The sequence below is a fragment of the Mycobacterium sp. Soil_C_30 genome, assembly GCF_057656995.1.
Window position 1 is genome coordinate 182,067 of sequence record NZ_JBDGJH010000004.1, and the last position, 21,903, is coordinate 203,969.

At 69.1% G+C, this 21,903-nt stretch carries 22 protein-coding genes; 16 read left to right on the top strand and 6 right to left on the bottom strand.

Translation table 11 applies throughout. The features are described from left to right. Positions 1 to 29: 29 nt before the first annotated feature. The 4 genes from AC3A6P_RS09085 to AC3A6P_RS09100 form a co-directional block, all read right to left on the bottom strand. Positions 30 to 737 carry a cutinase family protein gene (locus AC3A6P_RS09085; protein WP_487690923.1) on the bottom strand — a complete coding sequence of 236 codons (708 nt, stop codon included), beginning with the start codon at positions 735 to 737 and terminating at the stop codon, positions 30 to 32. Positions 738 to 799: 62 nt separating this feature from the next. Beyond that, on the bottom strand, positions 800 to 1,411 hold the full coding sequence (locus AC3A6P_RS09090; protein WP_487691445.1) for a cutinase family protein: 612 nt from the start codon (positions 1,409 to 1,411) through the stop codon (positions 800 to 802). Positions 1,412 to 1,527: 116 nt separating this feature from the next. Continuing rightward, entirely contained in the window at positions 1,528 to 2,133 is a 606-nt protein-coding gene (locus AC3A6P_RS09095; protein ID WP_487691446.1) for a cutinase family protein, read from the bottom strand. A gap of 126 nt (positions 2,134 to 2,259) precedes the next feature. Next, entirely contained in the window at positions 2,260 to 3,291 is a 1,032-nt protein-coding gene (locus AC3A6P_RS09100) for an EamA family transporter (RefSeq protein ID WP_487690925.1), read from the bottom strand. 80 nt (positions 3,292 to 3,371) lie between these two features. On the opposite strand from AC3A6P_RS09100, the gene AC3A6P_RS09105 reads away from it, so the two are divergent. Together AC3A6P_RS09105 and eccB are read left to right on the top strand one after the other, a co-directional pair. Then, positions 3,372 to 3,926, top strand: a complete 555-nt coding sequence (locus AC3A6P_RS09105) for a CGNR zinc finger domain-containing protein (protein WP_487690927.1) — start codon at positions 3,372 to 3,374, stop codon at positions 3,924 to 3,926. A gap of 58 nt (positions 3,927 to 3,984) precedes the next feature. Beyond that, complete coding sequence (gene eccB, locus AC3A6P_RS09110; RefSeq protein WP_487690929.1) at positions 3,985 to 5,325, top strand: type VII secretion protein EccB; 1,341 nt, start codon at positions 3,985 to 3,987, stop codon at positions 5,323 to 5,325. Here the strand turns inward: eccB and mycP are convergent. Beyond that, complete coding sequence (mycP, locus tag AC3A6P_RS09115) at positions 5,278 to 6,648, bottom strand: type VII secretion-associated serine protease mycosin (protein ID WP_487691447.1); 1,371 nt, start codon at positions 6,646 to 6,648, stop codon at positions 5,278 to 5,280. The two genes, eccB and mycP, sit on opposite strands and share 48 nt — an antisense overlap. Further along, a complete protein-coding gene (locus AC3A6P_RS09120) occupies positions 6,609 to 7,688 on the bottom strand; it encodes an EsaB/YukD family protein (protein ID WP_487690930.1) in 1,080 nt (359 codons plus the stop codon). The genes mycP and AC3A6P_RS09120 overlap by 40 nt, the downstream gene beginning before the upstream one ends. 124 nt (positions 7,689 to 7,812) lie before the next feature. Here AC3A6P_RS09120 and eccCb point away from each other — a divergent pair, with 124 nt between their 5' ends. From eccCb to AC3A6P_RS09190, 14 genes are all read left to right on the top strand, one after another. Beyond that, the gene (gene eccCb / locus AC3A6P_RS09125; RefSeq protein WP_487690931.1) at positions 7,813 to 11,391 is read left to right on the top strand and encodes a type VII secretion protein EccCb; all 3,579 of its coding nucleotides are present in this window, start codon (positions 7,813 to 7,815) and stop codon (positions 11,389 to 11,391) included. Then, positions 11,388 to 12,587, top strand: a complete 1,200-nt coding sequence (locus tag AC3A6P_RS09130; RefSeq protein WP_487690933.1) for a type VII secretion-associated protein — start codon at positions 11,388 to 11,390, stop codon at positions 12,585 to 12,587. The genes eccCb and AC3A6P_RS09130 overlap by 4 nt, the downstream gene beginning before the upstream one ends. A 67-nt stretch (positions 12,588 to 12,654) precedes the next feature. Further along, on the top strand, positions 12,655 to 12,975 hold the full coding sequence (locus tag AC3A6P_RS09135) for a WXG100 family type VII secretion target (protein ID WP_487690935.1): 321 nt from the start codon (positions 12,655 to 12,657) through the stop codon (positions 12,973 to 12,975). A gap of 19 nt (positions 12,976 to 12,994) precedes the next feature. Further along, positions 12,995 to 13,285 carry a WXG100 family type VII secretion target gene (locus AC3A6P_RS09140; RefSeq protein WP_487690937.1) on the top strand — a complete coding sequence of 97 codons (291 nt, stop codon included), beginning with the start codon at positions 12,995 to 12,997 and terminating at the stop codon, positions 13,283 to 13,285. Between the two features lie 168 nt (positions 13,286 to 13,453). Beyond that, positions 13,454 to 14,746 (top strand): helix-turn-helix domain-containing protein, encoded by a 1,293-nt coding sequence (locus AC3A6P_RS09145; protein WP_487690939.1) that lies wholly within the window; start codon positions 13,454 to 13,456, stop codon positions 14,744 to 14,746. A gap of 111 nt (positions 14,747 to 14,857) precedes the next feature. Next, positions 14,858 to 15,271, top strand: a complete 414-nt coding sequence (locus AC3A6P_RS09150) for an STAS domain-containing protein (RefSeq protein WP_487690941.1) — start codon at positions 14,858 to 14,860, stop codon at positions 15,269 to 15,271. 141 nt (positions 15,272 to 15,412) lie between these two features. Further along, the gene (adh, locus tag AC3A6P_RS09155; protein WP_487690943.1) at positions 15,413 to 16,936 is read left to right on the top strand and encodes an aldehyde dehydrogenase; all 1,524 of its coding nucleotides are present in this window, start codon (positions 15,413 to 15,415) and stop codon (positions 16,934 to 16,936) included. Between the two features lie 283 nt (positions 16,937 to 17,219). Then, on the top strand, positions 17,220 to 17,663 hold the full coding sequence (gene rplM, locus AC3A6P_RS09160) for a 50S ribosomal protein L13 (RefSeq protein WP_487690945.1): 444 nt from the start codon (positions 17,220 to 17,222) through the stop codon (positions 17,661 to 17,663). Between the two features lie 59 nt (positions 17,664 to 17,722). After that, entirely contained in the window at positions 17,723 to 18,172 is a 450-nt protein-coding gene (gene rpsI / locus AC3A6P_RS09165) for a 30S ribosomal protein S9 (RefSeq protein ID WP_487691448.1), read from the top strand. A gap of 335 nt (positions 18,173 to 18,507) precedes the next feature. After that, complete coding sequence (locus tag AC3A6P_RS09170; protein ID WP_487690947.1) at positions 18,508 to 19,032, top strand: hypothetical protein; 525 nt, start codon at positions 18,508 to 18,510, stop codon at positions 19,030 to 19,032. A gap of 181 nt (positions 19,033 to 19,213) precedes the next feature. Further along, positions 19,214 to 19,738 (top strand): hypothetical protein, encoded by a 525-nt coding sequence (locus tag AC3A6P_RS09175; RefSeq protein ID WP_487690949.1) that lies wholly within the window; start codon positions 19,214 to 19,216, stop codon positions 19,736 to 19,738. Between the two features lie 202 nt (positions 19,739 to 19,940). After that, complete coding sequence (locus tag AC3A6P_RS09180; protein ID WP_487690951.1) at positions 19,941 to 20,489, top strand: hypothetical protein; 549 nt, start codon at positions 19,941 to 19,943, stop codon at positions 20,487 to 20,489. Positions 20,490 to 20,708: 219 nt separating this feature from the next. Then, a complete protein-coding gene (locus AC3A6P_RS09185; protein ID WP_487690952.1) occupies positions 20,709 to 21,176 on the top strand; it encodes a hypothetical protein in 468 nt (155 codons plus the stop codon). 148 nt (positions 21,177 to 21,324) lie between these two features. After that, a complete protein-coding gene (locus tag AC3A6P_RS09190) occupies positions 21,325 to 21,846 on the top strand; it encodes a hypothetical protein (protein WP_487690954.1) in 522 nt (173 codons plus the stop codon). Positions 21,847 to 21,903: the final 57 nt, after the last annotated feature.

The window sequence follows — 21,903 nt, forward strand, 5'->3', positions numbered from 1 at the left end:
GCCGGGCCGAACCCGCCAGGTTTCTTCGATCAGAGTCTGGCCGCAGCGAATTGCGCGGCCTGGTTCACCAGCCCGGAATCGATGTAGCCGGCCTGCAGGTGATCGCCCCAGTTGTCCGGCCAGGTCTTGACGTCCAGGCTCGAGCTACAGACCGGATCCTGAGCGTTGCACAGGTCCACGATCTTGTGGGTGTAGGTAGGCAGGAACTCCGACACCGGGTAGCCGAGGACCTTGCGGGCGCCGTTACCGAAGAACGCCACGGCGGCGATGTGGCTGTCACTACCCAGGGGCAGCGGGTTGCTGTACCCGAAGAACGGCCCGGGCGTGGCCAGGACCAGATCGGTGACCGTGGCGCCGAGTGAATAGCCACCCAGCACCAGGCGGGTGTCGGGACAATTGGCCACCATGTACTGGATGTGCGAACTCATGTCCTTGGCGCCCTGGTCGACGCTGATCTCGGCATCGTAGTCCACCGGGTAGTACCCGATGTTCAACGAGCTCTTGGCCCGCAGCGCATTCACGAACGCGGTGCCCACGATGCCGGTGCCCGCGGGTTCCTCCCGGCCGCGGGCGAAGACCACTTCGGCCTGGGGGCATACCGCGGCCTCGGCGGTGGGCAGCGCACCCGCACCGTCGGGAAGCGCTGAGGGACCCGCTGTCAGAAGCACGGCGGCGGCGATCACCGCACACGTCGAGGCGAGGACCCGCCGAACACGCGTGTGACAGAAGTGACCCATGTGGTCAATATAGCCTGCGGTGCAGCTCAGCCCCGGGACGAAACCGTCGCGCGCGTCAGTTCTTAGAGCCGGCCGACGATGAAGCCTGCGGCCTGCGGAACCAGCGGACCGCGCTCGTAGCTGGTGTGGGCGAACGGGTTACGACCGTCAGAACAGATCGGATCGCCGTCGCTGCACATGTCGATCGATTTACCGGCGAACTGACCCGAACCGTTGAGGGGGACACCGAACTTCGCCGAGGGGTTGCCGAATACCGCGGCGGCAGCGACATTGCCGTTCAAATTGCCGGGAAGTGGCGGCCCCGAACCGACATCGCCGACCCGATTGCCCAGTGGCGGGATTCCGGCCAGCATGTCCACCACGGCGGCGCCCTGGGAGTAGCCGCCCAGCACGATTCGTGTGTTCGGGCACTGCTGTGACATCAGCGCAATGCGATTGGTGGCATCACGGGCACCGTCGGCCGCGCCGAAGAAGTCGTATGTCGCCGGGTAGATGACACCGTAGGTGCCGACGTTGAGTCCGCTCTGCGCGCGGATCGCGTCGGCCAGTGCCACTCCGACACGGCCGACTCCGGGCGCTTCGCTGGTGCCGCGCGCGAAGACGACCTCGACGTCGGGGCAGGGGGGTTCGGCCGATGCTGTGCCCATACCCCCGGCCGGTGCGACCAGCAGCATGCTCGCGGCAATGACGGGCGCAACGGCACGGGTGATCCGGCGCAACAGTGACGGGGTCTCCGGACGGTCGCTCATGGCGCTAATACTCACACAGCGACGGGTTTCCACCGAATCCATCAGACCAGTCCCGCAACGAAAGTGGCGGCCTGCGCGGTGAGACCGGCAGGGCCGTAACCGCTGTGTGCGGCAATGTCGTTGCCGCCGGAGCACACTGGATCGCCGACATTGCAGAGGTCGATCGACCGGGTGCCGTAAACGGGGCTGACGGTAAGGGGCAGCCCCACTTTCGTGGTGGGATTGCCGAACACCGCGAGAGCGGCGATGTGCGCGGGCACATTCGGGGGCAACGGCGCGTTGAAACCCACCGCCGGGAAGGGAACCGCAGCCAGTACGTCGACGATGGCGGCGCCTTGCGAATACCCGCCCAGCACCAGGCGGGTGTCGGGGCAGTTGGTCACCATCCACTGGATGTGACCGCTGGCGTCGTTGGCCCCGCCGGCCGCTGCCAGGAAGTCCCAGGTGGCCGGATAGTTGACCGCGTAGGTGCCGATCGAGCGGTCGCCGACCTGTCCGCGCAGGGAGTCGACGAACGCCCCGCCGACGCGGCCGAGGCCGACCGGTTCGTCGGTGCCGCGCGCGAAGATCACCTCGATGTCCGGGCAGGACGGTTCGGCCTGCGCGGCGGGAACGACCGTCTGCGGCGCCGCTATGAGCGTTGCCATGGCCACGGCCGCCGCTCCGAGCGCGGCGGCCAGCGCCCTGCAGATGTTCACGGTGCGTTTGTCGCTCGTCACAGCAAAGATGTTAGCCCAGCACGACAGATGGATGCCGTGTGATTTTCGCGGCAGTCAGTCCCGACGGCTCGGGTCCAGGCGGTCGGTGTCCTCCAGCGGGCCCACGTCAGGCCAGGTCGCGGCGGTCACCTCAGCGGAGCGGTCGCCGGCGCGTGCCGTCGCCAGACCGACCAGCACCACCAGTCCGCCGACCGCCTGGGTGATGCTCATCGCCTCACCGACCAGCAGCCAGGCCCACAGCACCGCGAACAGCACTTCGGACAACCCGACCAGCGACGCGAAGCTGGGCCGCAGGCGGGCGATACCGCCGATGCCCAGCGTGTAGGCGATGGCCGTGGGCAGGAGCGCAAGCAGGATCACCGGGACGATCCACGAGGTGGTGAAGCCCGCGACCACCACGTCGCTGGTGCTGAAGGCCAGCGGCATGAGGCCCGTCAACCCCAGTGCCGCCACCGCGGCGGCGCCCACGATCAGCCCGCCGGCCGCCAGGGTGATCGCGTCGAGTCCGTCGCCGTCGGTGCTGACGTTGTCACTCATCAGGAAGTAGCAGGCCGCGCAGATCGCCGCCCCCAACCCCCAGATGACGCCGGTGACGTTGACGGTGGCCGACGTCAGTCCGTCGAACACGCCCAGCACCAGCATGATCCCGGCCACTGCGGTGCCCACGCCGGCGAGGGTCCGGTTGCTGGGGCGTCGTGAGGTGGCGATCCAGACCCAGCCGACCACCAGCAACGGCGCGGTGTACTCGAGGAGCAGCGCCACGCCGACCGAGAGGTGGGAGACCGCGTTGTAGTAGCACAGCTGGGCTCCCGCGATGGGAATCAGGCCGTAGAGCACGATGGGTTTGATGTGCTGCAGCGCCTGGCGGAACCAGCCGGGCTTGACGACGGTGGCGAACACGGCCATGGCCAACGCGCCACCGGCGAGGCGGGCCGTCACCGCGGCGGTGGGGCTCCAGCCCGCCGCCATCAACGATTTGGCGAAGGGGCCGGACAGACCGAACGTGAATGCCGAGCCGAGCGCAAACAACAGACCGAGCCGGAACGTACTGCTCCGCGCCGCGCCGGTCGATTCGGACATCAACATGTCGAGCCACCTCCCCGAGGATGTAATGAGTAAAATGAACTTTGGTAGTGACGCTACGGGTGTGAGAGGTCAGGAGTCAAATGATTTTCAGTCATGACACTGAGCTCACATTGCGTGCGGCCTGTGTATTGGTCAACACCGATCGGGTGGACGGTGAACAGCTGGGAGACCAGCCTGCGCTCGACCGGTACCTGACCGACTGGGGATGGACGGGACGCCGTGACCACGACGACGCCGAACTCGACGACGTACACCGGTTGCGGGTGCGGTTGGGCAAGATCTGGGCCGTCGCCGAGGACGAGGAACGCACCGTCGGTCAGGTCAACGCGCTGCTGTCGGATACCAGGGCCGCGCCGTGGCTGACCCGCCATCCCGAGATGCCCGAGTGGCATCTCCATCTGGCTTCCATTCACGACCCGCTGGCGCAGCGGATGGGCGCCGAGATGGCGATGTCGCTGGCCGACCTGATCCGCGCGGGGGAGTTGCGCCGCCTCAAGACCTGCGCCGCCCCGGACTGCGAAGCGGTGCTGATCGACCTGTCGCGCAACCGCTCCCGCATGTTCTGCGATACCGGCAACTGCGGTAACCGGCAGCACGTGGCCGCCTACCGGGAGCGTCGGGCCAAGGAGGACTGACCGCCGGTCTGTGGATGGACGCACACCCGGGCGAGCGTGGCCGCCATAGCGTGGCGCAATGGCACGACCGTCCAAACGGCTGCAGCTCAGCGCGCAGCGCTTCCTGGTGCACCGGATGGAACGCGCGCTGCTGGCCGCAGACATCCACACCGACGACAATTCGCCTCGCTCGCAATGGCTTTCGCTTGTGGCAGGCGCGGGCGCGGCGGCGGTGGCGGTGGTCCTGTGCACGGTCATGGCCGGGCTGCGGCCGGCGCCCACCTGGGGTGACGCCGGCATGGTCGTGGTGCGCGGCAGCGGTGCGCTCTACGTGCGTGTCGACGACGTCGTGCACCCGGTTCTCAACCTGACCTCCGCGCGGCTGATCACCGGGACCCCCGATGTGCCCGAGCAGGTCACTGCGGCGGCCCTCGAAGGCGTCGCCCGCGGTGTGCTGCTGGGCATTCCGGGCGCCCCGTCCGAGATCGGCGAACCGCTGACCGACTCGGGGTGGACGGTGTGTGACCACAATGCGACGACGCTGATCGCGGGGGCTCTGAGCTCCACCGCGAGGCCGCTCGCGCCGGACCACGGGGTTCTGGTGGCCGGCCCGTCGGGCACGGTCTACCTGGTGTACGACGGCCGGCGGGCCCGGGTGGACCTCACCGACCCCGGTGTCGTCAGAGCGCTTGGCGCCGAGGGTATCCGCCCCGCCCTCGTGTCGCGGGCACTACTGGAACTGGTGCCGGAAGTGGCGCCGATCCGTACCCCGCAGATACCGGCCCTCGGCGCGCCGGGGCCGGCAGCCCTGCCCGGCTTCATGATCGGTGACGTGGTGCAGGTGCGCGGGGCGAGCGAGGCGCAGTTCTATGTGGTGCTGGCCGGCGGGATCCAACGAATCGGGCAGGTGGCCGCGGACGTCCTGCGGGCAGCCGGGCGAGCCTCCTCGGTCACCTCCATTGCCCCGGCCTCGCTGGCCGCGATTCCGGAACTGGGCGTGCTGCCGGTGGCCGGCTTCCCCGACCGGATCGGCGCGGTCAGTGGTGACGAGCACGGGGTCTGCGCATCATGGCGCGACGGTAGCGTCGATGTGCTGTCCGGGCCGACTCCACTGGAGGCGACGCAGATGCCGGTCGAGTTGGCGCAGGCCGACGGCGCCGGACCCCGAACCGATGCGGTGTACCTGCCGGCCGGCCGGTCGGCCCACCTGACCGAGGGAACAGGTTCGGGCGCAGGCTGGCTGGTCACCGAGTTCGGCACTCGGTTTCCGGTCGCGGACACCGACACCGCGCGGGTGCTGGCCCTGCCCGCGCCCACCGCGGTCCCGCGCGCCGTCCTCGAGGCGCTGCCGCAGGGCCCGGCGCTGAGCCGGTCAGCCGCCCTCACCGCCCACGACACCATCTCCACCCGGTCGCCGTAGCCTGCCCAGCACAGCGGTTCCGGTCAGCAGCACCACACAGAGCCCGGTCCCGGCCACCGCGGTGGCCGCCGCCCTGCCGTTCGACGACGTGGGCGGAGGCGGTGTCGGTGCGGCGATACTCCGGGGTGCCGGCAGCGGTACCGGAGCGGGCGGCGTTTCGGCGCTCAGTGCAGCAGCCGGGTCCACCACCCCGTGGCCGGTCTCCGGGGTCCAACCCGTCGACACAGGGCGTGCCGTCGACTCGAGACGTTGCATGACCTGCCGTGCCGTCAGCTCCGGGAAGCGGGACCGCACCAGGGCGGCGACACCACTGACCACCGGCGCGGCGTAACTGGTCCCCGATATCGGCATGGTGCGGCCGAACGCCGGCAGTGCATCGACCACGCCGCTGCCACTCGGATGTAACGACACCACCTGCTCGCCGGGTGCGGCGATGTCCACCCACGGACCGGGCAGGCTGAAATCGGACGGCGCACCCGTCGGACCGACCGATCCGACGGTCAGTACGTAATCGTCATACCAGCCGGGGCTGGTGATCACCGTGGTTGTCTCCCAGTCGGATTCGCTGTCCTCCGGCGGTCTGGGGCACCTGCCCGCACCGCCGATGTTCCCCGCGGCGGCCACCACCACGGCGTCTTTGACATCCACGGCATAGGCCAGCGCGGCGCCGAGGGCGCGGTCGTCCAGCGGGCCGGCGGCGCAGGCGACGGTGGAGATGTTGATGACGGTGGCGCCCAGGTCGGCAGCCGTCCGTACCGCCATGGCCATGGTGTTCACATCGCCGGAGCCGGTATCAGAGGAGTCGGCGGCGGTGAACATGGCGCTGGACTGGCGGATCGCCAGGATGGCGGCGGCCGGAGCGATGCCTGAGAATCCCATCGGGTCGTCGAGATCGGCTGTGGCGGCGATGATTCCGGCAACCAGCGTGCCGTGGCCGTCGCAGTCCTGGGTCCCGTCACCTGTCGACACGTAATCACCTCCGGCGTGGACTTCGGCGAGCCGCCGATGCCGTGCCACACCGGTGTCGATGACAGCGACCCGCTGACCCTGGCCGCGGGACAACTGATGGACCGCCGTGACATCGAAGAACCCAGGCGCGGAACGGGGTTTGGCCGCCACCGGCACAGTGGCACACGGCTCCCGCTGCACACTGGGTCGTGGCGGTGCCGGTGCTGCGGCCGCGGGTAACAGGCCCGCGTCCACCACGGGCGGACTCACGGCGTGGGCGGCAGGCACCGCGGCCGACAGTGCGAGGGTGACGACAGCGAGGCTGGCCGCCGCCCTCACGGCAGCAGCCCGCCGAACGCGCCCACGGTCCAGCATCCCCACGGTGTCACCGCGGCCAGCAACCCGAGTTCCAGTCCGTTGAGCACCCGGTCGGTCACCGGCGACACCGGGATTCGACCAGAGGACACCGCAAGCAGAAGGCCCGCGACGCCGAGCACCACGGCGACCAGGCAGGACACCATGGGAACCTGAACCCCCAGTCGCAGTAAAACAGCTGCGGCGCAGACCATTCCACCACCACCCAATGCGAATGCCGACAGCGCCTGACGATGGGCCCGGATGCGAAGCGCCAGGACAGCCGCCACCACGGCGCCCAACACACACGCGGCCCACCCCGGCTGTGCGCAGGCGACGGCGACCACGCCCAGGGCAGCACCCGCCGCCGCCCCCGCCGTCAGGGCCGCCAGCCGGCGATGCAGGACAGCGGGTTCCGCGCCCGCGGACACCCGGACCACCAACCGGGCCGCACAGCTGAGCACCGCCAGCGAGACCACCACCAGCGCGACACCACTGGTGGCCACGCTCAGCCCGCCGAGTGTTCCCACCAGGGCCACCACCGAACACAACGCCGCCACCCACGCCGTCGCGGACCCGGCACCTGCAGGATCGCCGACCACCCGCACCGAGACCACAGCGGTGACCGCCGCCGCGGCCGACGCCAGCAACACATCGGGTAGACCCGGTCCGCCCGGCACCACCAGAACACCGGTCAGGGCGGCCATCACCGTCGCGACCACCGCTCCGACCCGGCGGATCGCCAGCGGGCCCGCCGGGTGGGACTGCCCGGCCGCAGCCGCGACGGCCACCGCCGGGTCGATCACCACCGGCGCACGATGCGCCACCCCGGCCGTCCGCAGCATCAACACTGATCCATCGCGAACACCGTTCTGCTGCAGTGTCTTCGATGAATCCAACGGTCCATGCCCGATCGGCGCCAGCGCGCCCCCGCGGCTGGGATGCAGCCCCACCTCGCTCAGCAGGTCATGCAACGCCGGCAGCAGCACCGCCACCGGGACGTCACCGGGGAGGGTCAGATCAATGCCGTCACCGCCGGTGTACACCACAACGCGAGTCACGCCCGGGACTGTAAGCACGCCCGCGTGCCGGCCGTACACCGCTGTGCACAGGTGAATTGCCAAGCGGCGCGCGGCTGCTTAGCGTCCGCACTCACATCGCAGCTGCTATCGGCGGGGAGGGCCAATGCACGTCGAGATCCCGGTGGCGGCACCGCCCGCGGTGCCCACCGCGACGCCCACCGCCATGCAGAGCCGGCTCATCCCCATCCTCACCCTGGTGATCACGGCGGCCATGGTGGCCGCGGTCTACGCGGCCGGCTCGCCGCTGGTGAGCAGTCCCATGTTCTTGATGTTCCCCGCGGTGCTGGTGGTGTCGGCTTTGGGCAGTCTCGCCCAGGGTGCCGGCAGGCAGGGCACGGCCGAGATGAACGCCGCCCGCCGCCGCTACCTGGCCTACCTTCATGACATCGGTGCACAACTCGGGGACGCCGCGGCCGCACAACGGAATTCGGCGGAAGTCGAGCACCCCGAGCCCGACGAGTTGTGGCAGCTGGCGGGGACACCGCGGCAGTGGGAGCGCGACCCCGGCCACGTGTCGTTCTGCCGGATCAGGGTGGGCCGAGGGCAGGTGGCGGCGACCACCCGGCCGGTCGCGCCACAGCAGGACGACAGTGGTGAGGTCGATCCGGTGACAACTGCGGCGCTACAGCGACTGCTCACTGCGCACACCGTCCTGGAGGACGTCCCGGTGACCGTGGACTTGCGGCAGACGCCGCTGCTGCGACTCGGCGGCGACGAGGCAGCTGCCCGTGCGTTGGCGCGCGCGATGCTGTGCCAGCTCGCCGTTTTCCACAGCCCGGCCGAGGTGGCGATCGTCGCGGTGACCGGCGGTGGACAGCGGCACCAGTGGGATTGGCTGAAATGGCTTCCGCATCATCGGGATCCGTTGATGGCCGATGCTGCCGGTCCGCGGCGGCTGACGTTCCGGACAGTCAGCGCCGCGCTTGCTGCCACGCCGGAGGACCGGATCACGGTGCTCGTCATCGACGGTGTGGAAACCGGGAACTGTCCGGGTGGCCCGCAGGTGGCGGCCATCTGCATCACCGGCGCCTCGCCGAGTCCGGACCTGCCCGTGGTGCAACCCGACGCGTTGTCCCTGCTGTCGGCCGCGACGTGTGCCCGTCGCCTCGCGGCGCACTGCGGCGCACCGCAGCCCCACGAGCGCCCGGACTGGCTGGGCTTGCTCGACGGGTCCGGCTCGCGGCTGCGCTGCCCGATCGGCACCACCGAAGAGGGCGAACCGCTGTATCTGGACATCAACGAGGCGGCACTCGGCGGTGCGGGGCCACACGGATTATGCCTGGGGGCAACGGGATCGGGTAAATCAGAACTGTTGCGTACGGTCGCACTCGGCATGATCGCCCGGCACTCACCCGAGGAACTGAACCTCGTCCTCGTCGACTTCAAGGGTGGGGCCACATTCCTGGACCTGGAGCGTGCCCCGCACGTGAGTGCGGTCATCACCAACCTCGCGGAGGAGGCGCATCTGGTCGACCGCATGCAGGACGCTCTCGGAGGCGAGATCCAGCGTCGCCAACAGCTCCTGCGGTCGGCGGGCAACCTGGCCGGCGTGACGGCCTACGCGCAGGAGCGAAGGTCCCGTCCCGATCTTCCGGCGCTGCCGGCGCTGTTCCTGATCATCGACGAGTTCTCCGAACTGCTCAGCTCGCACCCGGAGTTCATCGAGCAGTTCGTGGCGATCGGACGGCTGGGTAGATCGCTGGGCGTCCACCTGCTGTTGGCCAGCCAGCGCCTCGACGAAGGTCGACTGCGTGGTCTGGACTCGCATCTTTCCTACCGTATCTGCCTGAAAACACTGTCCCCCAACGAGTCGCGGATCGCGATCGGTGTTCCCGACGCCCACCATCTGCCCACCACCCCGGGCGCGGCCTACCTCAAGGTCGGTGCCGCCGATCCGGTCCGCTTCCAGGCCGCCCATGTCTCTGGGCCGGCGCCCGCGAGCAGGGCACCGGTGGTGGTGGAGTCGCCGCAGGCGCCGGCGGTGTTCAGCTGCGCGCAGGTCGGTGTGGTGCGGCCGGTTGCGGTCCGTGCCACCGACCGGCGGGTCCTGGAGGTTGTCCTCGACGGGGTGGCCGGTTCCGGGCCGACGGCGCACCGGGTGTGGTTGCCGCCGCTGACGCAATCACCGACCCTGGACAGCCTGACGGCGGAACCAGTTGCGCCTCTGGTGATCCCGATCGGAATGTCCGACCGGGCATTCGAGCAGCGCTATGCACCGGTGGTTCTCGATCTGTCCGGGGCGGCCGGAAACGTCGCGGTGGTCGGGGCGCCACAATCGGGGAAGTCCACCGCGTTGCGGACGTTGGTGCTGGCGCTGGCCGCGCGCCACAGTCCGGCAGATGTGCAGCTGTACTGCCTGGACTTCGGCGGCGGCGGCCTGGCCGCGATGGCGCAGCTGCCGCACATCGGCGCGCTGGCGGGGCGGCAGCAGCCCGATCTGGTGCACCGCACGGTGGCGCATGTCGCGGCCGTGCTGCGACGCCGCGAGGCCCTGTTCGGTGCTCGCGGCATCGGTTCCATGGCCGACTACCGACGGCAACGGCCGGCCGGGTCAGAGGATCCGTATGGCGACGTGTTCCTGGTCGTCGACGGCTGGCCCACCGTGCGACAGGAGTTCGACGGGCTCGACTCCGCCATCACCGCGATCGCCGCCGACGGGTTGTCCTTCGGCGTGCATGTGGTGCTGTCGGCGTCCCGGTGGGCAGATATCCGGCCGGCGCTGAAAGACCAGATCGGCACTCGCCTCGAGCTGCGGTTGGGCGATCCGGTGGACTCGGAGATCGACCGCGCCCGCGCCCGCGCCGTGCCGGCGAACCGGCCCGGTAGTGGTCTGGCGCCGGACGGGGCGCCCATGCTGGTGGCGTTACCCCGGCTCGACGGCGTGTCCAGCAGTGCAGGGCTCACCGAGCAGGTCAACGCGGCCACCGCCACGCTGGCGGCTCGACATCACGGGCCGCGAGCACCCCAGGTGCGGCTGTTGCCCGACCAGCTCGACTATCACCAGATGCCGAAACCCCCGCTACCCGTATTGGGGGTGGGCGGCGACGAATGCTCCATGGTGACAATCGATTTCGCGGAGCATCCGCTGCTCCTGGTGTCCGGCGATCCCGGGTGCGGCAAGACCGCGGTACTGCGCCTGCTCTACCGCGAGATCTGCCGCACTACCGCGCCATCGGCAGCGCAGGTGTACCTGATCGATCCCCGGCGCACGCTGCTCGCCGAACACCACCCGGACCGGGTGGCGGGATACGCGGCCACCGCCGCGCAGTGCACCGACGTGGTCGCGACGCTGGCGGCCCTGCTCCGCGGCCGCATCCCCGGAGCGGATGTCACCGCAGCGCAGCTTCGGGCGCGGTCGTGGTGGACCGGCCCCGAGGTGTACCTGATCGTCGACGACCATGACCTCATCGCCGGTGCCGCGGGCAATCCGCTCTCACCTGTCCTCGAGCTGCTCCCGCACGCCTCCGACATCGGCTTGCGCCTCGTGGTGGCGCAGCGCGAGACGGCCCGGTCACTGTATGAGCCGGTGCCGGCCGCGATGCGTGACCTCGCCGCGGTCACCGTGCAGATGGGGCACGGCGACGACGCGCGGCGCCCGCAGCCATTGCGGCCCGGCCGCGCCGTGATGACCACCCGGTCCGGACGGCACCTGCTGCAGCTGGCGTGGGTGGAGCCGGCGTGACCGCGGCGATCTGCGCGGTCGGGCCCGCTACCATCGCCCGGCTGCCCGGCGACCCACCCGAGGCGCACCCCGCCGGGGTGGCCCTGGTGCAGGCGGCCCTCGATGGCGGGGACGGGCGCTGTGTGCTCGTCGGCGATGAACCCGCCCCACTGCAACGGGTGTGGCTTGACAGCCTGGCACCGCTACTCGCCGGCGCTGACCGCGCGGTGCTGATCCACCCCTCGTGGTGGACCGCGCCGCGGATCGAGACGGTAAGCGCCGCGGTGGCGGGCCTGGACGCCGATGCGGAACTGATGTCGCGTTCCGTGGTGCTCGGGCACCGGCATCCCCGCGCCGTTGTCGTGGAGATCGCGCCGCACGCCGTCCTGGTGCTGCGCGACGGCCTGCCCGTCGCCGTGCACCAGCGGATCTGCGCGCCCGATGCGGTGGCGCGTCGCGTCGCCGAAACCGTTCTCGGGGCTGGGCGGGAGGGGCCCGTCGTCATCGACACCCCGGCACAGGTCGCCGGCGCCTTCGAGGTCGCCGCGGCGGTCGAAGCGGCGCTGGCATGCCACTCGGTCCAGGTCCGGAGCTCGGATGACCGGCAATTGTTCTGGGCAGCAACCACACTCGTGCGCTCGACGCCCCAGCCCGGGCCCGTCGAGGCCAGGGAAGTGCGACGGATCCGTTGGCCGGCGGTGTTGTTCACCGTCGCGCTCGCCGCCGTCATCCTGGCGGCCGGCGTCGTCGTCGCACCCGGGGAGCGTCGCGAACGCGCGGCCCCCACGCCGGTCGCCGCGCTGGTCGAAGGCAGCGTCACCCTGCAGATCCCCGCCCACTGGATCGTTCGCAGGATCACCTCCGGCCCGGGATCGGCGCGCGTGCAGGTCATCTCGCCGGAAGACAGCGACGCGATGGTGCACATCACCCAGTCCCGGCTGGTGGATCCGGACCTGGCCGCCACCGCGACCGCACTACGGCGTGCGGTCGACGCCGAACCCCAGGGCACCTTCGTCGACTTCAACCCCGCCGACCACCGTGCCGGCCGGGCGGCGGTCACCTACCGCGAGATCCGGCCCGGGCGCGACATCCTGTGGACGGTGCTCGTCGACGGTGATGTGCGCATCAGCATCGGCTGTCAGAACGCAACCGGCCGCAGCATCGCGGTGGCGGCCGCCTGCGACGACGCGATACGCACCGCCCAAAGACTTCGATGAGGGAACCAAATCGACTCGGGGACAGACGAACAGAGAAACAGCACCGACACGCTGAAGGAGACCGCCGATGACCAACGCCTCGCTGACCACAGATTTCGCGCTGATGCGCGCTGCTGCCGACACCACCGACGCCCGCTGCGCGGAGATACGGACACTGCTGCAGGGCTGCATCGGCAGACTGTCGGCGGTCCCGCCCTCGGTGTGGGGTGGGATGGCGGCCACCCGCTTCCAAGACGTGGTGCAGCGCTGGAATGCCGAAACCGTCAAGCTGTGCCACGCATTGGACAACATCGCCGCGACAATCCGGCACAACGAGCAGACGCTGAACGAAGCCGGCCACCAGCACGCGCAACAGATCGCCGCCGTGGCCTCCGAGCTCCGTCCCTGACCCACCGAGGAGAGCACCCATGGACCAGATCAGCTACGACTTCAACGAGATCGACCTCGCCGTGCGGCAGGAGATCCAGACCACCGCGACGCGGCTCAATGCCGCCCTCGACGACCTGACCGCGCGGATCGCCCCGCTACAGCAGGTCTGGACCCGGGAAGCGGCGCAGGCCTACCTCGTGCAGCAGACCGCCTGGCGTCAGTCCGCAGCGGCGCTCAACGACATCCTGATGCGGCTCGGCAACGCCGTCGCCCAGGGCGCCGGACACGTCGCTGACACCGACCGGGCGGCGGCCAACGCCTGGCGGTGACACCACGAACCTGTGCGGCCCTGCGGGGAATGGAGAGCCCTGCGGGGCCGCACAGCAACCGCCCGGGAACAAGTGGCTGCGCAGTGGCTCGCCGAACGGATAGGGTGGCGGCACACGGCGAGTCCGAGGACGTGGCACTCGCCAAGGGAACGGTGATCGCCGGTGGACATGACACAGGATTCGCGCGACCGGGTAGCAGCCCGGACGCTTCTTGCTGTGCACGAAAGATTCGTCGCCGGTGAGGTCGACGCCACCTACCTCGACGCCAACCAGGTGCGGCCGGTGGTGGCCGAGAGTTGGCGGCGCAGCCTGGCCGGCGGCGTCGACCCCGACCTCGGCGGTGCCCGGCAGTCGTCGGTGGCGCTCACGGTGGCCCGCCTGCGCGAGACCCACCCCTTGGCACCCGCGCTGCCGGTGATCCGGCGCCTGCTCGTCGATGACGCCGTCGACTCGGGCGTGGTGGTGGCGGTCAGCGCCGCCGACGGCACGCTGCTGTGGGTGGAAGGCGACCCGGTGATGCGTCGTAAAGCCGAGGCCATGAATTTCCTGCCCGGCGCCGACTGGAGCGAACGGGGAGCCGGCACCAACGCCCCGGGCACCGCGCTGGCACTGGACCGGGAACTGCAGATCCGCGGTGGCGAACATTTCTCCCGCGTCGTCCAGCCCTGGAGTTGCACCGCGGCACCGGTCCACGACCCCAGCACCGGCGCGCTGCTGGGTGCGATCGACCTGACCGGCGGTGCCGAGGTGGCCTCCCCACAGACGCTGGCCCTGGTGCGGGCGACGGTGGTGGCCGTCGAGAGCCACCTGGCGCTGTTGCGGCTCACCGGCAACACCACGCCCGAACCAGCGGCGCGCAAACCGCATCTGGTGGTGCTCGGGGCCGAGCGGCCACGCTGGGTCACCACCGATGACCTCGGCCATCTGCGGGCCACCGGACTCACCGGACGCCACGCCGACATCCTGGTGCTGCTCAGCCGCCACCCGGAAGGGCTGTCCGCCGACCATCTCGCAGTACTGCTCGACGACAAGGACCTCGACGTCGTCACCGTCCGTGCCGAGATGTCGCGGCTGCGAAAGGTGATCGGGCCCGAGCACCTCACCTCACGTCCCTACAAGCTGCTGGTGCCGGTGACCTCCGACATCGGCGAGATCTTCGATGCGCTCGACGCCGGTGACGTGGAGTCGGCGCTGGCCCGATACCAGGGGCCGCTGCTACCGCAGTCGGCGTCACCGGCCATCGCCCGGCTGCGTACCCAGCTGTCCGCGTCGCTGCGCGGAGCGGTGCTGGCCGAGGCGGCACGTGGGCGGACGGACCTGCTGCGGCGGTGGCTGGAATCGCCGGAGGGCCGCGATGACCGCGACGGGTGGCGGGTGCTGCGCGACAGCGCGGTGATCGATCCGCTGCGCCGCGCTCAAGCAGGCGGGCACCTGGCCGGCATCGACTACGAACTCAGCTGACCCGCGTGGTGAAGTGCCCGAATTCTCGCGATCAGGTTTGATGAATTCGAAATTGGGGTAACCCACCGGCCAAATCGGCCTGAGCAGCACTTATCGAGTGGTGGAATCACGGTGACGGTCACGTACCTCCAAGGTGTGCAGGATGACTGCGCCCTGCGGTCACGCCGGGCCACGCGCTCGACACCCCTGGTAGTCACCCGCCTCGACCACGCGGTGACCTCGGAACTCGTCATCGCCGCGGTGGGTGAGGTCGACGCGAAGAACGCCAAGGCCTTCGCCGACCAGGTATGTGCTCTGATCGCCGATGCCGGCCCGGGGCGCGACATCACCGTCGACCTGTCCGAGCTGGACTTTCTGGCCGTCGACGGATGCACGGCCCTGCACGCGGTCAACGCGTTGGTCATGCGGTGCGGGGCTTCTTGGGCGGTGCTCCCCAGTCCGGCGGTGCACCGGGTGCTGCAACTGTGCGACCCCGCCTCGCTGATCCCGCTGACCGAGGCCCAGGAACTCGCCGAACCCGCCTGATCACAGCGATTCTGGCCGGGTTCGCGACGATGCAACTGTGGTGCAACGGTTCAACTCTTACCGTGGTGACGCACGACACATTCGTGACTCACTGACAGCTGATTTCAGCTGGGGGAGCAGCAGACGGTAGGAGATGAATCGATGACCACCTACGCCCGGCCAGGTGCCGACGGCGCGCTGATGTCCTTCGACGCACGCTATGACAACTACATCGGCGGCGAATGGGTGCCGCCGAACGCGGGCCGTTACTTCCAGAACCCCACCCCCGTCACCGGTGAGGTGTTCTGCGAGGTGGCCCGCTCCGACGAATCCGATATCGAGAAGGCCCTCGACGCCGCTCACGCCGCCGCCCCCGCCTGGGGTAAGACCTCGGCCGCCGAGCGTGCGCTGATCCTCAACAAGATCGCCGACCGCATCGAAGAGAACCTCGACTCCATCGCCGTCGCCGAATCATGGGACAACGGCAAGCCGATCCGGGAGACCCTGGCCGCCGACATCCCGCTGGCCGTCGACCACTTCCGGTACTTCGCCGGCGCGATCCGCGCCCAGGAAGGTTCGCTGTCGGAGATCGACGACGACACGGTGGCCTACCACTTCCACGAGCCGCTCGGCGTCGTCGGCCAGATCATCCCGTGGAACTTCCCGATCCTGATGGCGGTGTGGAAGCTGGCTCCGGCACTGGCCGCCGGAAATGCCGTGGTGCTCAAGCCCGCCGAGCAGACCCCGGCCTCGATCCTGTACCTGGTGTCGTTGATCGGCGACCTGCTGCCCGCCGGTGTGCTCAACGTGGTGAACGGCTTCGGTGTCGAGGCCGGCAAGCCGCTGGCCTCCAGCAACCGGATCGCCAAGATCGCCTTCACCGGCGAGACCACCACGGGCCGGCTGATCATGCAGTACGCCTCGCAGAACCTGATCCCGGTCACCCTGGAACTCGGCGGCAAGAGCCCGAACATCTTCTTCAGCGATGTGCTGGCCGCCGCCGACAACTACCAGGACAAGGCGCTCGAGGGCTTCACGATGTTCGCCCTCAACCAGGGCGAGGTGTGCACCTGCCCGTCGCGCTCGCTGATCCAGGCCGATATCTACGACGAGTTCCTGGCTCTGGCCGCGATTCGCACCAAGGCAGTGCGCCAGGGCGACCCGCTGGACACCGAGACCATGATCGGCGCCCAGGCCTCCAACGATCAGCTCGAGAAGATCCTGTCCTACATCGAGATCGGCAAGAGCGAAGGTGCCCAGGTGGTCACCGGAGGTGAGCGTGCCCAGCTCGGCGGTGACCTCAACGGCGGTTACTACGTGGCGCCGACCATCTTCACCGGCCACAACAAGATGCGGATCTTCCAGGAAGAGATCTTCGGTCCGGTGGTCGCGGTGACGTCGTTCAAGGACTACGACGAGGCGATCTCCATCGCCAACGACACCCTCTACGGCTTGGGCGCCGGCGTGTGGTCCCGCAACGGCAACACCGCCTACCGGGCCGGCCGTGACATCAAAGCCGGCCGGGTGTGGACCAACTGCTACCACCAGTACCCCGCGCACGCCGCGTTCGGTGGTTACAAGCAGTCCGGTATCGGCCGCGAGAACCACAAGATGATGCTCGATCACTACCAGCAGACCAAGAACCTGCTGGTGAGCTACAGCGACAACGCTCTGGGCTTCTTCTGATCAAGGAAGCCCATCGGCGAGTACGGATCCCCTTTCCACCGTCCTCGCCCAAGATCGGGCGGGTGCTCTCCTCCCCGGGAGCGCCCGCCCGATCGGCGTTTTGACCTGCACCGACACGCACAGGTAAGCTGCTCCGTCGGCGTGCGGTACGCCCGGACTCTCCGGGAACGCGTCGCTTCCGGGTCAGTGTCGGTCGCCGGAAGTGTTCACCGCTTCGCCTGGCCGACGCCCGGTTTCCGGGATCCACAAGCCCGTGAGGGCCCGAGAAGAGAAGGTAAGCGCTGTGCCTACGTACACGCCGAAGGCAGGTGACACCACCAGTTCGTGGTATGTCATCGATGCCACGGATGTGGTGCTCGGCCGGCTCGCCGTCGAAGCAGCCAAGCTGCTCCGCGGCAAGCACAAGCCGACATTCACCCCCAATGTCGATGGTGGCGATTTCGTGATCGTCATCAACGCCGACAAGATCGCCGTCAGCGGTGACAAGCTCCAGACGAAGTTCGCCTACCGCCACTCGGGTTTCCCGGGCGGTCTGCGCGCACGCTCGCTGGGCGATGAGATGGCCAAGCACGCCGACCGCGTGGTCGAGCGGGCCATCGTCGGGATGCTCCCGCACAACAAGCTGAGCCGCCAGATCCAGAAGAAGCTGCGCGTTTACGCCGGCCCGGATCATCCGCACGCCGCTCAGCAGCCGATTCCGTTCGAAATCAAGCAGGTGAGCCAGTGACCGAAACCACCGACACCACAGAAGACTTCAGCGCCGACGTCGTTGCCGATGAAGCGTTCGTGACGGAAGAGGTCGCCGCGTCGTACGACGATGACGCAGTGGCGCGCGAGCCCATCTACATCGACCGTCCCATCCAGACCGTCGGCCGCCGTAAGGAAGCCGTCGTCCGGGTGCGTCTGGTTCCGGGCACCGGCAAGTTCGATCTCGATGGCCGCACCCTCGAGGCGTACTTCCCGAACAAGGTGCACCAGCAGCTGATCAAGGCTCCGCTGGTGACCGTCGATCGCCTGGAGAGCTTCGACATCTTCGCTCACCTCGATGGTGGCGGGCCGTCCGGCCAGGCCGGCGCGCTGCGTCTGGCCATCGCCCGAGCGCTGATCCTGGTCACCCCCGAGGATCGTCCGGCGCTGAAGAAGGCCGGCTTCCTGACCCGCGATCCGCGTGCGATCGAGCGTAAGAAGTACGGCCTCAAGAAGGCCCGTAAGGCGCCTCAGTACTCGAAGCGCTGATCCAAAGAGTTCGAGATGGTCGCCGAGCACGTGTCAACGTGCTCGGCGATCGTCGTTTCGGGGGAGTAACACCCAAGTGTGACCTGTCACACACCACAATCTCAGGAAATCGCCGCACCTGGCTGCCCTGCGATGTCGCCAAAGACAGTTACTTAGCGCGCCGCACCCATCGCGGCCACTGTGTGATCGGTGGTTGAGTTTCCGCCCCGGGATGAGACAGCCTCAGATCCGGAAGCGCGGGCGTCTAAGTCACGTCGGCAGAGATTCTGCCTCCGGAACCGAGCACGTCGCTCGTGCGTCCGGACCGTGGCTTCGCGATTCGGAAGGGGTACCTGATGAAGGTAATCAGTAAGAACTTCAAGACTGCCGCCGTGGGCACCTTGTTCGGGGGCTCGCTGCTGTTCACCGCGGGCATGGGCATTGCAGGCGCCGAGCCGGTACCGGCTCCGGTGCCCGACGGCCTGGTCAACGTCACCGTGGGTGGCACCACCATCCTCGACAGCGTGCCGGCCGACGTCGCCAGTAACGCCAGCGCCGCGATCTGCGGCACTGCTGCCACCGATGTCAACGTGCTGGCTCAGCAGGTGGACACCCAGGGCGTCAACCAGACGGTCTGCGCGGGGCTGCCGGGCGGTGACCTGGTGCTGACGCAGAACGTGATCGCTGAAACGCCGTCACCGGTGTTCCCGGAGACCGAATCCGACAGCGCGGGCGAAGGCTCGGCCGAAGGTAGCGCGGGCAGCGCCGAAGGCGGCGCCGCCGAGGCTCCGACCGGCTCCGCCGAGAGCGCCGAGGGCGACACCAGCGGCGCGGGCGCGGCTGAGCCGCCGGCCGCTGAAGGCGAAGAAGACGCCGGATAACTGACGCCGGTTCACCGCCCGTACCCACCCAGGGTGCGGGCGGTGACTGTGTCCGGGTTTGAGCGCTTCGAGCGGGGTAACACCGACCTCGTCCGGTTGGCGTGAACCCAACGCCGGCACTCGAATCGCCATAGCTGCACATCACGGCTGTGGCGAGATCGCAAGCAAGAAGAGGTGACTGATGATCAGCATCAGGAAGAACTTCAAGACAGCCGCCGTAGGTGCCGTGTTCGGTGGATCGCTGCTGTTCACCGCAGGACTCGGCGTCGCGGGTGCCGAGCCCTCTCCGGCGCCGCCGGCGCCCGCACCCGACGGTCTGGTGACCGTCACCCAGGGCGACACCGCAGTAGCGGATGGCGTAGCCATCGATCAAGCCGTCGGAGTGGTGGCGGATCTGTGCGGGGCGAACGCCCCGAATGCGCTGAGCCTGGCTCAGCAGGTCGACATCGAAGGTGGCAGCCAGGTGGCGTGCGCCGGACTCCCCGCCGGTGATGTGCTGATCGTGCAGAACGGCGGCGCTGCCCCATCGCCGGTCTTCCCTGGGCAAGGCCCCGCTCAGGAACCGGCGGCCGACGTGCCCCCCGGCTCCGCCGAAGGTGGCGCACCCGCCCAGGCGCCCAACCCCACCGCCGACCCCGACTTCGGCATCGGGGGAGATCAGCAGGTCGGCGAGGATGAAGGGCTGACCACCGACGAAGAGGAATGATCTCGGTGTCTCTTGCCGCCCGCATCCTGTGATGCGGGCGGCGATTGATTTCGGGGGGTTTGAGAATCCGGCGAGGCGTCAACAAGATCACCAAGCGGGCGTCACACCGGCGCCGGCAGTGTAAAGCTCTGCCTCCCGGGCGCGAGCGAAATGCCTTGCGCGTCAACGGATCGCTACGTCGCGAAATCGGAAGGGATCTCTGATGAGTGCTGTCAGCAAGAACTTCAAGAACGCCGCTGTAGGAACAGTTTTCGGTGGCGCACTGCTTTTCTCCGCCGGTCTGGGAGTGGCAGGGGCGGAGCCGGCGCCGCCTCCGCCTCCGACCCCCGACGATCTGGTGACTGTCACCCAGGGCGCCACCACCGTCGTCGACAGCGTGGCCACCGCCGAGGCCGCAAGTGCGATCGCGCAATTGTGTGGGCCCGCGGCACCGAACGCCCTGGGGTTGGCCCAACAGGTCGACGCTCTGGGCGGTAGCCAGGTCGCGTGTGCCGGTCTGCCTGCCGGCGACGTTGTTGTCGCACAGAACATCAGCGCCGAGGCGCCGTCGCCGACGGTGCCGGGTGGCCCGGCCGAGACGGCCGTGGACCCGTCGGCCGAACCGGCTGCACCTGTTCCGCCCGGCTCCGCGGAGAGCGCCGAGGGTGACAGTACGGGTGCCGGTGCAGCCGAGCCGCCGCCCGAGGAAGAGGAAGAGCCCGGTTCGCCCGCGGCCGATGAAAGCATCGGCGCCACTTGGGATCCGATCTGATAGCCGGTCACTCCGAACACCGCTCGCGCCCCTGGGTGTGAGCGGTGTTTTGGTTGTGAACCATCTGTGGATCGCGGTCCACGGGTTTCCGATTGCCTGCGGAGTCAACAGAATTGAGGAGCGGACGTCATCGCGACGTCGGCAGCCGGGGGACTGCCGCCGGCTGCGCCGAACTCGGTGAGGCCTACCGGACCGCCACTCGAGTGGAAGGTGTCACCGATGAGCATCGGCAACAGAATGAAGACCGCCGCAGTGGCCGCCGTGTTCGGCGGGACGCTGATGGCGACGGCAGGAATGGGCACAGCGCAGGCTCTGCCGGTGCCGCCACCGCCGCCCGGGTCTGACGGGATGGTGAATGTCGTGGTGGGTGGGGCGACGGTCCTCGACAGTGTCCCCGACTCGCAGGCGGTGCAGGCCGTCACGAGCATGTGTGCGCTGTCGGCCCCGGCCGTCGACGCGATGGTCGCTGCGGTGGACGCGGCGGGCGGCAGCCAGACGGCGTGCTCGGGCCGGTCGGGTGGTGATGTGGTGCTTGTCCAGAACCTCCCGCCCGCGATGGAGAAGTCGCCAGTTGTCCCGGGCACATCGGCGTCCTTCGGATCCGGTGGCGGCAGCGAACCCGACGGCCCCGCGCCGATCACCGGAAGCCTGCCGACCGAACCCGACAACATGTCCAGCGAGAACTGACACCCACTTCCGCGGCTCGCGGGTTTGAGATTCTGCGAAGGCGTCAACTGCTCTGAGGTAAGGGCGGACGCCCGCTACTCCTTACGCCGATGCGGACGCCCGCCGGGTATCACCGGACCGCAACGTTGCATGGCGGAAGGGGTAACTGATGGATTCCCGGAATTTCCGATCACATCTCGCACGGGCTGCAGTCGGCACCGTCATCGGCGGTTCGCTGGTTGTCACCGCCGGGCTCGGGTTGGCGCAGGCCGAACCACCGCCACCGCCGCCGCCGGGTCCGGATGGCCTGGTCAACGTGGTCGTCGGGGGCACGGTGCTGCTCGACAGCGTGCCCGTCGCCCAGGCCACGCAATCGGTCGCCGGTAGCTGCGCACTTCCGGATGCCGTCGTCAGCGCCGTTGTCGCGCAGGTCGACGCCACCGGGGCCAGCCAAACGGCCTGCACAAGCGCCGAGGGCGATGTGGTGCTGGTCCAGAACGGACCGCCGGCCATGGAGACGTCGCCGGTGGTGCCTGGCACCGAGGCCGGCACCGGAGCCCCCGAAGAGCCGGCCCCACCTGCGCCGCCGGAGGGGATCGAGGGTGACACATCCGGCGCCGGTGCAGGTGAACCGCCCGACGTTCCGGAAGGCGCCGACAAGCCGGAACCGAACAACCCCGGCTACAACTGATCGTGATCGGTTGATTCACCGCCCCTCGGTCCGGTGCGGCAGTTGGCTCCCGGACCC